This is a genomic window from Stenotrophomonas sp. YJH_SMC_57 (assembly GCF_059369755.1).
The window spans coordinates 63,502-76,615 of record NZ_JCAFSZ010000013.1 but is presented as its reverse complement, the minus strand read 5'-3'; the positions used below and the strand labels follow the sequence as shown (position 1 = coordinate 76,615).

General features: G+C 66.5%; 14 protein-coding genes and 2 tRNA genes. 4 read left to right on the top strand and 12 right to left on the bottom strand.

What is annotated here, in order from left to right:
• Positions 1-65 precede the first annotated feature (65 nt).
• The 4 genes from AC5P7U_RS17350 to AC5P7U_RS17335 form a co-directional block, all read right to left on the bottom strand.
• Positions 66-428: a hypothetical protein gene (locus AC5P7U_RS17350; protein WP_008266506.1), complete on the bottom strand. Its 363-nt coding sequence runs from the start codon at positions 426-428 to the stop codon at positions 66-68.
• 63 nt (positions 429-491) lie between these two features.
• Complete coding sequence (locus AC5P7U_RS17345) at positions 492-863, bottom strand: roadblock/LC7 domain-containing protein (protein WP_006457733.1); 372 nt, start codon at positions 861-863, stop codon at positions 492-494.
• The gene (locus tag AC5P7U_RS17340; RefSeq protein ID WP_414555542.1) at positions 856-1,401 is read right to left on the bottom strand and encodes a GTP-binding protein; all 546 of its coding nucleotides are present in this window, start codon (positions 1,399-1,401) and stop codon (positions 856-858) included. The genes AC5P7U_RS17345 and AC5P7U_RS17340 overlap by 8 nt, the downstream gene beginning before the upstream one ends.
• Positions 1,394-1,891, bottom strand: coding sequence for a hypothetical protein (locus AC5P7U_RS17335; RefSeq protein WP_414555544.1), 498 nt, complete (start codon positions 1,889-1,891; stop codon positions 1,394-1,396). The genes AC5P7U_RS17340 and AC5P7U_RS17335 overlap by 8 nt, the downstream gene beginning before the upstream one ends.
• A 469-nt stretch (positions 1,892-2,360) precedes the next feature.
• On the opposite strand from AC5P7U_RS17335, the gene AC5P7U_RS17330 reads away from it, so the two are divergent.
• The 3 genes from AC5P7U_RS17330 to AC5P7U_RS17320 all read left to right on the top strand — a co-directional run bounded on the left by AC5P7U_RS17330 (position 2,361) and on the right by AC5P7U_RS17320 (position 4,093).
• The gene (locus AC5P7U_RS17330; protein ID WP_006457732.1) at positions 2,361-3,032 is read left to right on the top strand and encodes a response regulator; all 672 of its coding nucleotides are present in this window, start codon (positions 2,361-2,363) and stop codon (positions 3,030-3,032) included.
• 128 nt (positions 3,033-3,160) lie between these two features.
• Positions 3,161-3,721, top strand: coding sequence for a DUF3011 domain-containing protein (locus tag AC5P7U_RS17325; RefSeq protein WP_133935187.1), 561 nt, complete (start codon positions 3,161-3,163; stop codon positions 3,719-3,721).
• Between the two features lie 168 nt (positions 3,722-3,889).
• On the top strand, positions 3,890-4,093 hold the full coding sequence (locus AC5P7U_RS17320; protein WP_005410416.1) for a hypothetical protein: 204 nt from the start codon (positions 3,890-3,892) through the stop codon (positions 4,091-4,093).
• Positions 4,094-4,208: 115 nt separating this feature from the next.
• Here the strand turns inward: AC5P7U_RS17320 and dxs are convergent, their stop codons facing one another.
• The 7 genes from dxs to AC5P7U_RS17285 form a co-directional block, all read right to left on the bottom strand.
• Positions 4,209-6,116, bottom strand: a complete 1,908-nt coding sequence (dxs, locus tag AC5P7U_RS17315; protein WP_133935186.1) for a 1-deoxy-D-xylulose-5-phosphate synthase — start codon at positions 6,114-6,116, stop codon at positions 4,209-4,211.
• A 105-nt stretch (positions 6,117-6,221) separates the two neighbouring features.
• Positions 6,222-6,887, bottom strand: coding sequence for an HNH endonuclease (locus tag AC5P7U_RS17310; RefSeq protein ID WP_006457729.1), 666 nt, complete (start codon positions 6,885-6,887; stop codon positions 6,222-6,224).
• A 412-nt stretch (positions 6,888-7,299) separates the two neighbouring features.
• Entirely contained in the window at positions 7,300-9,090 is a 1,791-nt protein-coding gene (locus AC5P7U_RS17305; RefSeq protein ID WP_197563380.1) for an acyl-CoA dehydrogenase C-terminal domain-containing protein, read from the bottom strand.
• A gap of 64 nt (positions 9,091-9,154) precedes the next feature.
• A complete protein-coding gene (locus AC5P7U_RS17300; protein ID WP_006457727.1) occupies positions 9,155-9,631 on the bottom strand; it encodes an LEA/WHy family protein in 477 nt (158 codons plus the stop codon).
• Positions 9,632-9,795: 164 nt separating this feature from the next.
• Entirely contained in the window at positions 9,796-10,347 is a 552-nt protein-coding gene (locus AC5P7U_RS17295) for a lipocalin family protein (RefSeq protein WP_495221290.1), read from the bottom strand.
• A 151-nt stretch (positions 10,348-10,498) separates the two neighbouring features.
• Positions 10,499-10,574 (bottom strand) — tRNA-Phe (locus AC5P7U_RS17290).
• Positions 10,575-10,646: 72 nt separating this feature from the next.
• A tRNA-Phe gene (locus AC5P7U_RS17285) sits at positions 10,647-10,722 on the bottom strand.
• Between the two features lie 333 nt (positions 10,723-11,055).
• Between AC5P7U_RS17285 and curA the strand changes: the two genes are divergently transcribed.
• Complete coding sequence (gene curA, locus AC5P7U_RS17280; protein ID WP_197563376.1) at positions 11,056-12,081, top strand: NADPH-dependent curcumin/dihydrocurcumin reductase; 1,026 nt, start codon at positions 11,056-11,058, stop codon at positions 12,079-12,081.
• 61 nt (positions 12,082-12,142) lie between these two features.
• Here the strand turns inward: curA and AC5P7U_RS17275 are convergent, their stop codons facing one another.
• Complete coding sequence (locus AC5P7U_RS17275) at positions 12,143-12,985, bottom strand: bifunctional transcriptional activator/DNA repair enzyme AdaA (RefSeq protein ID WP_197563374.1); 843 nt, start codon at positions 12,983-12,985, stop codon at positions 12,143-12,145.
• Positions 12,986-13,114 lie beyond the last annotated feature (129 nt).

Here is a 13,114-nt window from a genome sequence, read left to right as displayed (position 1 = left end):
AGGCCGGGGCCGCTCTCCCCAGAGCAGCCCCGGCGTTTCCATCCCCTGTCTGTCGTTGCCGGGTGTTACAGCGCCAGCGAACTCTCCACGTCCAGCACCATGCGCCGTGCGAGGGCGAGATTGGCCTTCTGCCGGTCCAGTACCACGTAGAAGAACAACCCCTTCTTGGCCGACACCGGGCGCAGCACGTGGTAAGCACGTCCCAGCGTGATCAGCACGTCTTCGATGTTGTCGTTGAGGTTCAGTGCTTCGGCGGTCTTCATTTTGGCGCGCAGCACTTCGGTGTTGCCTGCGGCCGCCAGTTCCATGTCCACGCCCGAGCCGGCTTCACCCAGCAGCATGCCGCTTTCGTAATCGACCAGGGCAACGGCTTGCGCGCCGTTGATCTGCATGAGCGTGTCCAGGCATTTGTTGATGGCGATATTCATTTCAGTGGTCCGTTGCGGGTGAGAGAGGGTGAACAGCCGTCTGAGCAGTGAGAAAGACATGCATCAGTTCAGACTGTCGGCCAGGGCGCGCACGCACTGCTTGGCATGCCAGAGCACGTTGCCGATGACACAGCGGTGGTCGCACGCGGTCATCAGCAGGCGCGGCTGCTTTCCGGGGATGGCGAGCATCAGTACCTTGCCGTCGGCGGCATCGAGGATCAGCGTGTCGAGCTCACCGAAGTGCAGTTCGCGGCCCAGTGCACTGGCCAGGCCGAGCATCGAACTGGTCATCGCGGCCAGGCGATCGGCGACATGGCCCTGCGGGCCGGCCTGGGCCAGTGCGAAACCATCGGTGCTGGCAACGACGAGGGCCTGGATGCCGGTGACGTCGCGTACCAGCGCGTCCAATGCCGAAGTGCGGTCGATGTCATGCATGGGTGACCGCCATGGCGTTGCATTCGATCTGGCTCATCAGCAGATCCATCGCGGTGATGGCCTGTGCCATGTCGCGTGGGTCCAGTGGCAGTGCCGGCAGGTGCGGTGCATGGTCCTGCAACCAGTCCTGCCAGTGCGGCTGTACCGGATCATCGGTGCTGCCGCATCGGGTGAAGCCGATGACCACTGGCAGGCCCGGCGCGCTGTCTGCGATGGCTCTCAGGTGCTGCCCAGCCAGCGTGTTGTCCACGCCGGCGCTGCCATCGATCAGGACGATGGCACCTTCGGCGCCGGCCAGCAGGATCGGCCAGATGTATGAAAAGCGCTCCTGCCCGGGCGATCCATACAGGCGCAGGCGGTCACCGCCGGGCAGGTCGATGTCGCCATAGTCCATCGCCACGGTGGTGTACTGCTTGCCCACGGCGGGGTCGGTATTGCGGGCCTCGGTCACCACGGCCTTGCCCCGGGTCAGCGTCTGTACCAGGGTGGACTTGCCCGCGCCGAGGGGGCCCATCACTACGATCTTGTGCTCACGCACGGTCTGCACTCCAGCGGATGCGAAGTTGTCGCCACAGATTGACGAGGCCGTCGGTGGGCGAGGGGCGCACGGGCGCGTCCTCGCCCACGACGGGAAAGGCGTAGGCGGTGAGGAAGGCCGCATTGAAGAATGACTGCACGCTTCGGCGTGGCAGGTCGAGGATGGCGCAGCACGCCTGCACGGATGCACCCTGCTTGATCAGCAGCGCACACAGCCGGAAGTGATCGGGGCGATGGGCCAGGATGCGGAAGTCCGGCCAGCGTCGAAGGCGCAGCTTGGTGCCGTCGTGCAGGGGCTGCATTGGCGTGCCATGCCCGGCGGTGGCCAGGGCGATGTTCCACAGCGTCAGGCGCAGTGGAATGTTGCTGGACACCGTCGCACGCTGCACGAACACGTCCTGCGTCACCGGCACCAGGCTGAGCGCAGGGTCCGCATCGCCCAGCAGCTTCTGCAGCAGCGTCAGCGTGATCGGCGCGGGTGCAGTGGTCATCATCCGATCGTTCCTGGCATCCAGCCAGCACACGGTGGCGCCGTCATGGATGATCGCGGCATGGGCCGGACGCCGTTGCAGCGGGCCGTCGCTTGCCAGGTGCAGGCGCAACTGCTGTACGAACGGCAATGCGGCGGTTGGCAGGGCTGCCGGCGCCAGCGGTTCTGCTGCAAAGGGCTCTTGCAGATCCTCAAAAGGTCGACGACGGAAACGGACCATGGGGTGTCCAGTGCAGCGAGTGATCGGAGGTGAGTATGTAAGCGGCGCTTCCGGTTTTATGGAATGAAACTATTGGGAAAATTGCAGTGCCGTCCGTGTTTATGCAGCTCGCTGCAACTAATGGAACTGGCCGGTTGATGCTGTTGCGATGACATCAATTGCAGTGAGTGATTGTTAAGTTGACGTGGCCCGGAATGATTACTAGCGTCTTCGCTGCGCACTGCGGCGTGACTATTGACGGGTAATCAGCATGCTCACTCGAATTGCCATTGCGGATGATCATCCACTGGTCCTGCTTGGCACGCGCATCGTGATCGAGGCCGGTGGTCGCCACCGCGTGGTGGCCGAGGCGCGATGTGCGGAAAGCCTGCTGGCGGCGCTGGCCGAAGAACCGGTGGATCTGGTGGTGACTGATTTTTCGATGCCTGATGGCGGCCGCTCGGACGGCCAGGCGATGCTGCAGGCATTGCGTCGCAATTACCCCAAGGTGCCGGTGATCCTGGCCACCATGGTCACCAATGCCACCACCTTGAACATGGCCATGCGCACCGGAGTGCGTGGGCTGGTGTGCAAGGGCAGTGGCGTGGATGGCATCCGCAGGGCGGTCGATACCGTGTTGAGCGGAGGGATCTACCTGGACCCCGAACTGGCGCACTGCCTGCAGGATGCCGGGCGCGAGCGATCGCTGTCGGTGCTGTCACCGAAGGAACTGGAGGTCCTGCGGCTTTACGTGTCAGGGCCTTCGATCACCGAGATCGCCGCGCAGTTGCGGCGCACGGTCAGTACCATCAGCCGGCAACGCATTTCCGCGATGAGGAAACTGGGCATCAGCAACGACGCCGAGCTGTTCGCGTATGCGTTCGAGGAACGGCTGGGCAATGCCGGTGGCATGGGCAACGGGGCCGAGAACGGCGGTCCATGAGGCCACGTCGGTCCAGTCAGGTCCGGTTGGGTTGTTTGAATGGGGGAAAAACTGCCGTTACGGTTCCCACTGTGCGGCGCGCCGCGAATCCCGGATGCTTGCGCCATCGTATTCATCTGGAGATCTCGATGGGCAAGGCACTCAGCTGGCGCACTCTGGCCTGCACCCTGCTGCCAATGCTGGCGGCCGCAGGCGGCGCCCAGGCGCAGAGCTATGGCTACGGCTATGACGATGACCGTTATGGCGGCCGTGAGGGCGGCGGCATCGTGCGCTGCGAATCGATCAAGAACCGCAGCAACGAGTGCCGCCTGGAAGGCCGGGCGCGGATGATCCGCCAGCTGTCCGGATCGCCCTGCGTGGAAGGCGAGACCTGGGGCCAATCGCGCAATGGTGTATGGGTCACCCAGGGCTGCCGTGCCGAGTTCGTCGGCGAGTACCGGCGGGGCGGCTGGGGCGGCGGCCGAGGCAACGGCTGGGGCAACAATGGCAATGGTTGGGGCGGCGGTGAGGTGATCGCCTGCCATTCCAATGGGCATCGCCAGGAGTACTGCGATGCGCGTATCCGTCGTGGCGTGCGCCTGGTCCGCCAGGATTCGCGCAGCGCGTGCATTGAAGGCCAGACCTGGGGTTGGGATCGCCGTGGCATCTGGGTGAGCGACGGCTGCCGCGCCCAGTTCCAGGTGAATTGAGCGTTCCTCTCGAAAATCAGAATAATCTGATACAGCTCACATTTTGAACGTCGTATCGTCTGCGATCAGGGGCACCTCCGCGTGCTCCTGATTCGTCGCGACAAGGCGTGCCGCAATCAGCATGCCCGTCCCGCCCCCGTCGATACGCTGTCTCAAGGAGTGAGCCGCATGTTGATCCGCCTGCAATGCGAGCAGCGCCAGTGGCGCGTGCTGCACCCGGATCGGCCGGAGCCGATCGATTTCCGCGACGGTGCCCGCGCCTTCGATTTTGCTGAAACCCTCGCACGCCTGCACTTCGTCGACACCGGGCAGCGCGCTGCCGTGCGCGTGGAGGCCAGTGGCGCCTTTGTGGAAGCGGTCAGCTACGGCTGAGCGCGCGGCGCGCCGGATCATTTTTCCGGGGGCTGCCATCCCCGCATGGCGTGGATTGTTCTCCGTTCCCCTGTAGACCCACGCCATGCGTGGATCCACCGGGCCTGCAGCGGCTTCAGCCTGCCGCGCTGAGCGGCGGGCTGCCCACGGCCAGCTGCGGCCAGCGCTTCAGCACTGCGGCGCGGATGCCCGCCGCGTCGATACCGGCTTCGGCCAGCAGGTCCTCACGGCTGGCGTGGTGCTGGTAGCTGTCGGGCAGGCCCAGATGCAGGATCGGGCGCAGTACGCCTTCGGCATTGAGCAGTTCGCCAACGCCGGAACCGGCGCCGCCGGCCACCACGTTGTCCTCGATCGTGACCAGGCCTTCGTGTCCGGCGGCCATGGCCAGTACCAGTTCGCGGTCCAGCGGCTTGATGAAGCGCATGTTGACCACGCTCAGGCCCAGCTCGCGGCCGACCTGTTCGGCGGCGGACACGGTGCTGCCGAAGGCGAGCAGGGCGATACGGCTGCCCTGCAGGCGCAGCTCGCCCTTGCCGATCGGCAGCGTGGACAGGTCGGTACCGGCGGCAACGCCGGTGCCGGTACCGCGCGGATAGCGCACCGCGGCCGGGCCCGGATGCTGCAGGCCGGTGCTGAGCATCTGCCGGCATTCGGCTTCGTTGGACGGTGCCATCACCACCAGGTTCGGCACGCAGCGCAGGAAGCTCAGGTCGAGGTTGCCGGCATGGGTCGCGCCATCCGGGCCGACCACGCCGGCACGGTCGATCGCGAACAGCACGTCCAGGTCCTGGATGGCCACGTCATGCACCAGCTGGTCGTACGCGCGCTGCAGGAAGGTCGAATAGATCGCCACCACCGGCTTGCCACCCTGGGTGGCCATGCCGGCGGCGAGGGTGACCGCGTGCTGCTCGGCGATGGCCACGTCGAAATAGCGCTGCGGGTATTCCTTGCTGAAGCGCACCAGGCCCGAGCCTTCGCGCATCGCGGGGGTGATGCCGAACAGGCGCGGCTCGGCGGCGGCGGCGTCGCACAGCCAGTCGCTGAACACATCGGTGTAGGTCGGCTTCCTGGCCCCGGACTTGGCCACCAGGCCCTTGTCCGGATCGAACGGGCCAACCGCGTGGTAACCGATCTGGTCGCCCTCGGCCGGCTCGTAGCCCTTGCCCTTGGTGGTCATCACGTGCAGCAGCTTCGGGCCCTTGGAGGCGCGCAGCGTCTTCAGCGTGGACAGCAGCGCTGGCATGTCGTGGCCATCGATCGGGCCGGTGTAGTGGAAGCCCATTTCCTCGAACATCGTGGACGGCACGAACATGCCTTTCCAGTGTTCTTCCCAGCGCTTCACGAAGCGGGCCGGGTTGTTCTTCTTGTCGCCGAGGATCTTCTTGCCGCCTTCGCGCAGTGCGTTGAGCGTGCGGCTGCCGGTGGCACGGCCGAGCATCTTGGTCAGGCCGCCGACCGCCTCGGAGATCGACATGTTGTTGTCGTTGAGGATCACCAGCAGGTTCGGCTCCGGTTCCATGCCGCCAGCGTGCATCAGCGCCTCGAAGGCCATGCCGGCAGTCATCGCGCCGTCACCGATCACTGCCACGACCTTGCGGTCGTCGCCTTCGGACTGGCGGGCGATGGCCATGCCGAGCGCGGCCGAGATCGAGGTCGAGGAGTGGCCGACGCCGAAGGTGTCGTATTCGCTCTCTTCGCGCTTCGGGAACGGGGCGACGCCGTCCTTCTGCTTGACAGTGTGGATCTCGTCGCGGCGACCGGTGAGGATCTTGTGCGGGTAGGTCTGGTGACCGACGTCCCAGACCAGCTGGTCCTGCGGCGTCTGGTACAGGTAGTGCAGGGCCACGGTGAGTTCGATCACGCCCAGGCCGGCAGCGAAATGGCCGCCGCTCTTGCCGACCGATTCGATCAGGTAGGCACGCAGCTCGTCGGCGACCGCCGTCAATTCGGATTCGTCGAACGTGCGCAGGTCATCCGGTGTCTGGATGCGCGCGAGGCGGGGATAGCGGGCAGAGTCGATCATCGTGTTCGCACTTTTTCTGAACGCCCATTTTCGCCCTCAAACGGGGGTGGGGCAAGCAAACGCCGCCGCCCGTGACAGGACGGTGAGGGTTGCATTTTCGGCCGTTCAGGTGCTCAGTTTCGATCGCTTCGGCAATTGCGCCTTCAGGAAGGCCATCTGGTCGGCCAGGATGTTGCGGTTGGACAGGATCAGGTGCTCGATCCAGCTGGGCCGGTAGGGCACGGCCAGCAGGGGCATTCCAGCCTGCTGCGGGGTGCGGTCGCTCTTGCGCGAGTTGCAGTGGAAGCAGGCGGTGACCACGTTTTCCCAGCAGTCCAGGCCGCCCTTGGACAGCGGCATGACGTGGTCGCGGGTGAGGGTGGGGCGGTTGAACTGCTGGCCGCAGTACATGCACAGGTGCGCATCGCGGGCGAACAGGGCCGGGTTGGTCAGGTTCGGCGTGGGGTCGATCGCGCGGGAGCGGGCGTGGCCGCGGGCGGCGATGATCGGGTGCAGGTCCATGCCGCTCTGCAGGCCGCTGAAGCGGTTGGTGCCGCCGTGGATGTGCAGGCAGGGATCGCCCAGCGTCCAGGCCACGGCTTCACGGGCGTAGAGGCAGGCCGCGTCCTGCCAGGTGATCCAGTCCAGTACGCGTCCGTGGGCATCCAGCGAGAGCAGCCGGACCGAACCGGGGCGATGCAGCGGGGTGACGTTGGGCGATGCCTCGGCGCCCGGAGCAGAAATCGGAGCTCCGGCTTCGATCAGACCCAAGCGTGTAGTGTCTGTCTCCATCGGGAGAACAGCTTATACCTGAATTGTTGCGTTTTGGGTATCGCCACTTGGGCGATACCCAGAACGCAACAATTCAGGTCCGCGCATTCCTCCTAATCCCCGCGCCGTTGGCGCGCCCCCTTTAACAAAAGGGGGCTTTTCTCCAGAGGGATTTCGGTGGTTTTCATCCGCGCGTGGCGTGGATCCAATGTGTCGACCAAGGTCGACACCTACCCACAGCAGCAGAAATCTGTCAGAGGCGGGGTGGGTCCGGTTGCGGGGGCGTGAGCGCCATGGATGGCGCGATCGAGGCTACAGGGACGTACTTGCGCCGTCCCTCGCAATTGGACCCGCCTCGCCATCCCGCAGAAGCCAGCTGTTGCGGTTGCCGGCCAGCGGCCGGCACTACCGCGGGTGCCGGGCGCAGCCCGGCTCAGGCGCCGAAGCGCTCGTCGTCCATCGCCATCAGCGGGGCGGCGCCGGCCTGGATCGCGGCGGCGTGGCTGAGCGTGCGCGGCAGCACCCGGGCGAAGTAGAACCGAGCGGTCTCGCGCTTGCCCTGGGCGAAGGCGGCGCCGTGCGCGCTGGCATCGGCGGCGGCCACGCTGCGGGCCCACCAGTAGGCCAGCACCACGTAACCCGAATAGAACAGGTAGTCGTAGCTGGCCGCACCCAGTTCGTCCGGGTTGGCGGCCGCGCGCTTCAGCACGTCCATCGTCAGTGCGCCCCACTCGGCGGCCTTGGCGCGCAGCGGGCCGATGAACTCGGCCAGCGCCTCGTTGCCTTCATGTTCCTTGGCGAAGGCTTCGATCTCGGCCAGCATCAGCTTCAGGCCGGCGCCCTGGCTGGACGCGGTCTTGCGCCCGATCAGGTCCAGCGCCTGGATGCCGGTGGTGCCTTCATACAGCGTGGTGATGCGCGCATCGCGGGCCAGCTGTTCCATGCCGTGTTCGCGGATGTAGCCGTGGCCCCCAAAGCACTGCAGGGCGTTGTAGGTGTTCTCGATGCCCCATTCGGTCTGGCAGGCCTTCGAGATGGGCGTGAGGAAGCTGACCAGGGTGTCGGCGCGCTCGCGCTCGGCGGCGTCCTCGGCGTGGTGGGCCACGTCGATCAGGGTGGCCGCGTGCAGGGCCAGCAGGCGGCTGCCTTCGACCAGCGACTTCACCGTCAGCAGCATGCGGCGCACGTCCGGGTGAACCAGGATCGGGTCGGCCGGCTTGTCCGGGAACCTGGCGCCACTGAGTGCACGCGACTGCAGGCGCTCACGGCTGTACTTCAGCGCGTTCTGGTAGGCGCGCTCGGACAGGCCGATGCCCTGCAGGCCGACGCCCAGGCGTGCGGTGTTCATCATGGTGAACATCGCCTGCAGGCCCTTGTGCGGCTGGCCGACCAGGTAGCCCTGCGCGCCATCGAAGTTCATCACGCAGGTGACCGAGCCCTTGATGCCCATCTTGTGCTCGATCGAACCGCAGCGCAGCGCGTTGCGCTCGCCGACGTTGCCGTCGCGGTCGACCTTGAACTTGGGGGTGACGAACAGCGAGATGCCCTTGGCGCCCGCAGGGGCGTCGGGCAGCTTGGCCAGCACCAGGTGCACGATGTTGCCGGTCAGGTCGTGCTCGCCAGCGGTGATGAAGATCTTGGTGCCGGTGATGGCGTAGCTGCCGTCGGCGTTCGGCTCGGCCTTGGTCTTGAGCAGGCCCAGGTCGGTGCCGCAATGCGGTTCGGTCAGGCACATGGTGCCGGTCCAGCGGCCTTCGATCAGCGGCTTGAGGAAGGCCTCGTGCTGCCAGGCTTCGCCATGCTGCTTCAGCGCTTCGATGGCGCCGTGCGAGAGCAGCGGGAAATTGCCCCATGCCAGGTTGGCGGCGTTGATCATTTCGTTGAGCGGCACGCCCAGGGTGTGCGGCAGGCCCTGGCCACCCAGTTCCGGCGAAGCGGTCAGGCCGGTCCAGCCGCCGTCGACGAACTGGTCATAGGCCTGCTTGAAGCCGGGAGGCGTGGTCACCTCACCGGTGGCCTGGTCGAGCACGCAGCCGATCTCGTCACCCACGCTGTTGAGCGGGGCCAGCACGGTGGCGCTGAAGCGCCCGGCTTCTTCCAGCACGGCATCGACCACGTCGGCGGTGGCGTCGGTGAAGCCCAGGCGGGCGAACAGGGGCTCGACCTTGAGCACGTCGTGCAGGGCGAAACGGAGGTCGGAAAGCGGGGCGGTGTAGCTGCTCATCGGTACGTCTCGATTTGATCAGGGGCAGGGGAGCGGCGCCGGGCGCCGCGGCGGAAGCGGGGATTCAGCGCAGCACGCCGGGCAGGCCGGGGGCCTGGTTGAGGGTGCTGCGGCTGCTGATGTCGAAGCTGCGCTGCTTCTTTTCCTGCGGCGTGGCGGCCACCGTTCCCTTCAGGCCGTAGGCCAGGGTGCGGTTGCCGGCCAGCGCGTCGGCCACGATCAGGCGTGCGGCCGAGCTGGGCACAAGGTCGACATTGATGACGTCGGCCGAGGTGCCGCCGATGGAAATCCCCGGCCTGGCCTGCAGGGTGCCGGCTTCGCTGTCGCCAACGGTCAGCGCCAGCGAAACGTCATCGAAGGTCATCGGCATGGAGCTGAAGTTCTGCAGGCGCAGGGCCACGGTCCAGTTGCCATCGGCGCGCACGGTCAGTTGCTGCAGGCTGGCCGCCGGTTCCGAAACACGCTTGACGATGCCGTTGTTGCAGGCAACAAGGGCGAGGGTGCACAGAACGATCAAGGCGATACGGAAACGGTGAAGCATGGGCGCAAGTCCTCTGGAGGGGGTGCGTTGGGATAAGCATACTACGGCGTATGGTTGTTTGGATCGCCGGTGACGACCCGCCGCAGAGGGTAGCGCGTGAAGATGGCGGCCGGGCGTGCGCGGCGCCGGATCGTCCACGTCGGGTGCGCGGCTCGCGCCGCGGTTCACTTGGCGGGCGATTCCCGCAACGGTGCCATCTGGCGCAGCGGGCCGAGGTCGTAGCCCATGGATTCGGCCGTTGCTTTGAGCTGTTCGAACCGCGCGCGCTCCATTTCCGGCACGCGCGAGAGAATCCACAGGTATTTGCGGCCGGGTTCGCCGACCAGGGCCCACTGGTAGTCCGGGTCCAGCGCCAGCACCCAGTAATCGGCCCAGACCAGCGGTACCCAGCTCAGCCAGTCCGGCACGAAGCGCACCTGCAGTTGGCCGGGGTGGCCGGGTACCGGGCGCGCCACGCCTTCGGCAACCACGCGCTCGCCTTCGCCGTTGCGGCAGGCATTGGTGACGCTGATCCTGCCGTCGCGGCGCAGCCCGTAGTTGGCGGTTATCTCGCCGACGCATTGCTTCTGGAACGAGACCGGCTGGTGCGCGATCTCGTGCCATTGGCCGGCGTAGCGATCGATGTCCAGGGTATCGACCGCGCGCACCGGCTCGACGGCGAGCACCGGGGCGGCGGCCAGCAGCAGGCAGGCGAGCAGGGCGGGACGCAGGTGCATCGACAGGCTCCAGGCAGGAGTCTGGAGCGTAGGTGCGGCGACGCGTGCCGCGTGTAAATGTTTCGTCAAGCAGGTGCAGTGGGGCCAGGCCACACGCGGATGGCAAGCCTCAGGCAAAAAAAAGACCCGCATTTCTGCAGGTCTTTGAAGATGGTGGCCGAAGACGGAATCGAACCGCCGACACGGGGATTTTCAATCCCCTGCTCTACCAACTGAGCTACTCGGCCAAATTGTGTGGCAACCGCGATGGATACGGCTTCCGGAAAAAAAAGACCCGCATTTCTGCAGGCCTTCGAAAGTGGTGGCCGAAGACGGAATCGAACCGCCGACACGGGGATTTTCAATCCCCTGCTCTACCAACTGAGCTACTCGGCCACATGTTTCGTTGCAGCGAGGTCGCTGCCAAGGAGGCGTATATTACGGAGGTCGGTTGTCTTCGGCAAGGGTTTTGCCAAGAATTCTTCACATTGCCGTCTGCGCGCTCGCAAGTGCTTGATCCTCCGTTGTGGGGCAGGGCGGCCGATCGATCATCGTCTGCGCTGGAACTCAGCAGGTCGCCGCGATCGCCAAAGCTGCAAGGGCAAGGGTTGCGCCGGACGCGCGCGGGTCCGGGCAATGGAACGCTGTTTTCGTGGGCGTCACGGGCGGTCGCTGCGGCGTAGTGTCGGCAGTCCTTTCCCGATGCTGGCCACAGCAGAGACCGCCGCCATGTCCGATTCCCCGACCACGTCCCGCATCGTGCTGGCCTCGCGCCCGCAGGGCGCACCGAGCGCGGCGAACTTCCGCCTGGAGCAGGCCGCGCTGCCCGCATTGGCGGAAGGAGAGGTGCTGCTGCGCAATCGCTACCTGTCGCTGGACCCGTACATGCGTGGACGCATGGACGAGGGTCCTTCGTATGCGGCGCCGGTGGCCGTGGGTGCGGTGATGGAAGGCCAGACTGTGGCAGAGGTGCTGCAGTCGAACGCCGAGGGCGTAGCCACAGGTGAACTGGTGCTGGCGCCGGGTGGCTGGCAGACCCACGCGGTGCTGCCCGCGAGGACACTCGGGCGCCGGCTGGATCCGGCCGGGTTGCCGTTGAGCACGGCGCTGGGCGTGTACGGCATGCCGGGGTTCACTGCGTATTCCAGCCTGCATGAAATCGCCCGCCTGAAACCGGGTGAGACGCTGGTGGTCGCTGCCGCCACGGGCCCGGTGGGCGCCACCGTGGCCCAGCTGGCGAAGTTGCAGGGCGCGCGCGTGGTCGCCATTGCCGGTGGCGAAGCCAAGCGCGCCTATCTGCAGACACTGGGCGTGGACGTGGCGCTGGATCATCGCGCCGCTGATTTCGCCGCGCAGCTACGCGCCGCGGTGCCCGCCGGCATCGATGTGTACTTCGAGAATGTGGGAGGGCACGTGCTGGATGCGGTGCTGCCGCTGCTCAACGACTTCGCCCGCATTCCGGTGTGCGGCACCATCGCCACCTACAACGATCGCGGCGTCGAGCAGCCCGGCCCGGACCGGCTGCCGGCACTGTTCAGCCAGATCCTGCGCCAGCGCCTGACCGTGCGGGGTTTCATCGTGCACGACTTCAATCACCTGTGGCCGGACTTCGAACGCGAGATGCCGCAATGGTTGCGCGAGGGCCGTATCCAGTACCGCGAGGACGTGGTGGAAGGGCTGGAGAATGCGCCGGAGGCGTTCTTCGGGCTGCTGAAGGGGCGCAACTTCGGCAAGCTGGTGGTGAAGCTGGACTGAGTGTTCGCCGGGCATGGCCCGGCGCTGCCACAGGGCGTGCCGACCAGGGTCGGCACCCACGTCAGGCAGTCGAGGCCTTTTCCCGGCGCAGCAGTTCGCGCTTGCGCGCGACGCCCCAGGCGTAGCCGGACAGGTCGCCGTCGCGGCGCACCACGCGGTGGCAGGGCACGGCCACCGCCAGTGGATTGCTTGCGCAGGCCCTGGCCACTGCGCGGCTCGAGCGTGGTGCGCCGATGCGCGCGGCGATGTCGGCATACGAGGCAGTCTGCCCGCGCGGAATCTGCTGCAGCGCCTGCCAGACCCGCTGCTGGAACGCGGTGCCGCGGATGTCCAGCGGCAGCGTGGTGCCACGCGTGGGGTCCTCGACCAGGCCCACCACCTGGGCCACCAGTTGTTCATAGCCGTTGTCGGCGCCGACCAGTTCGGCCTGGCGGAAGCGTTGCTGCAGTGACTGCAGCAGCGTCTCCGGATCGTCGCCGAGCAGGATCGCGACCACGCCGGTCCCGCTGCTGGCCACCAGCACGCTGCCCAGTGAGCTTTCGGCAAGCGCGAAGTGGATGACTTCGCCGCGACCACCTGCGCGCCATTGCTTGGGAGTCATGCCCAGCAACTTCGGTGCGTTCTCGTAGAAGCGCCCGCTGGAACCGAAGCCAGCATCGTGGAAGGCATCGGTGATGCGCTCCTGCTGTTCAAGCCCGGTGCGCAGGCGGTCGGCGCGCAGCGCGGCAGCATACTGCTTGGGGGTCAGCCCGGTGGCCTGTTTGAACAGGCGATGCAGGCGCGTCGGGCTGCAGCCGGCGATGTCGGCCAGCTCCTGCAGCGAGGGCTCGTCGAGGCTGGCCTGCAGATGGCGGCAGACCCGTTCGACGCGGGCGTCGAGGGCGGTGGTGGCGGTGCTGTCCATGGGCGGATTCTGGCACGTGCCGGTTCTGCGGAAACTCCGTTTCCTGCACCTGGCCGCGAGGCCCGGAAACGGAGTGTTGGTGGGCCGGAGGCGCGGCATCGTGGCGGCCACTCCACAACCGGTACCACT

Coding starts and splice junctions, on each gene's coding strand:
- AC5P7U_RS17345 (WP_006457733.1), bottom strand. CDS start 863: ATGCATGACATCGACCGCACTTCGGCATTGGACGCGCTGGTACGCGAC.
- AC5P7U_RS17320 (WP_005410416.1), top strand. CDS start 3,890: ATGTTGATCCGCCTGCAATGCGAGCAGCGCCAGTGGCGCGTGCTGCAC.
- dxs (WP_133935186.1), bottom strand. CDS start 6,116: ATGATCGACTCTGCCCGCTATCCCCGCCTCGCGCGCATCCAGACACCG.
- curA (WP_197563376.1), top strand. CDS start 11,056: ATGTCCGATTCCCCGACCACGTCCCGCATCGTGCTGGCCTCGCGCCCG.
- AC5P7U_RS17335 (WP_414555544.1), bottom strand. CDS start 1,891: ATGACCACTGCACCCGCGCCGATCACGCTGACGCTGCTGCAGAAGCTG.
- AC5P7U_RS17300 (WP_006457727.1), bottom strand. CDS start 9,631: ATGCTTCACCGTTTCCGTATCGCCTTGATCGTTCTGTGCACCCTCGCC.
- AC5P7U_RS17310 (WP_006457729.1), bottom strand. CDS start 6,887: ATGGAGACAGACACTACACGCTTGGGTCTGATCGAAGCCGGAGCTCCG.
- AC5P7U_RS17330 (WP_006457732.1), top strand. CDS start 2,361: ATGCTCACTCGAATTGCCATTGCGGATGATCATCCACTGGTCCTGCTT.
- AC5P7U_RS17350 (WP_008266506.1), bottom strand. CDS start 428: ATGAATATCGCCATCAACAAATGCCTGGACACGCTCATGCAGATCAAC.
- AC5P7U_RS17275 (WP_197563374.1), bottom strand. CDS start 12,985: ATGGACAGCACCGCCACCACCGCCCTCGACGCCCGCGTCGAACGGGTC.
- AC5P7U_RS17305 (WP_197563380.1), bottom strand. CDS start 9,090: ATGAGCAGCTACACCGCCCCGCTTTCCGACCTCCGTTTCGCCCTGCAC.
- AC5P7U_RS17325 (WP_133935187.1), top strand. CDS start 3,161: ATGGGCAAGGCACTCAGCTGGCGCACTCTGGCCTGCACCCTGCTGCCA.
- AC5P7U_RS17295 (WP_495221290.1), bottom strand. CDS start 10,347: ATGCACCTGCGTCCCGCCCTGCTCGCCTGCCTGCTGCTGGCCGCCGCC.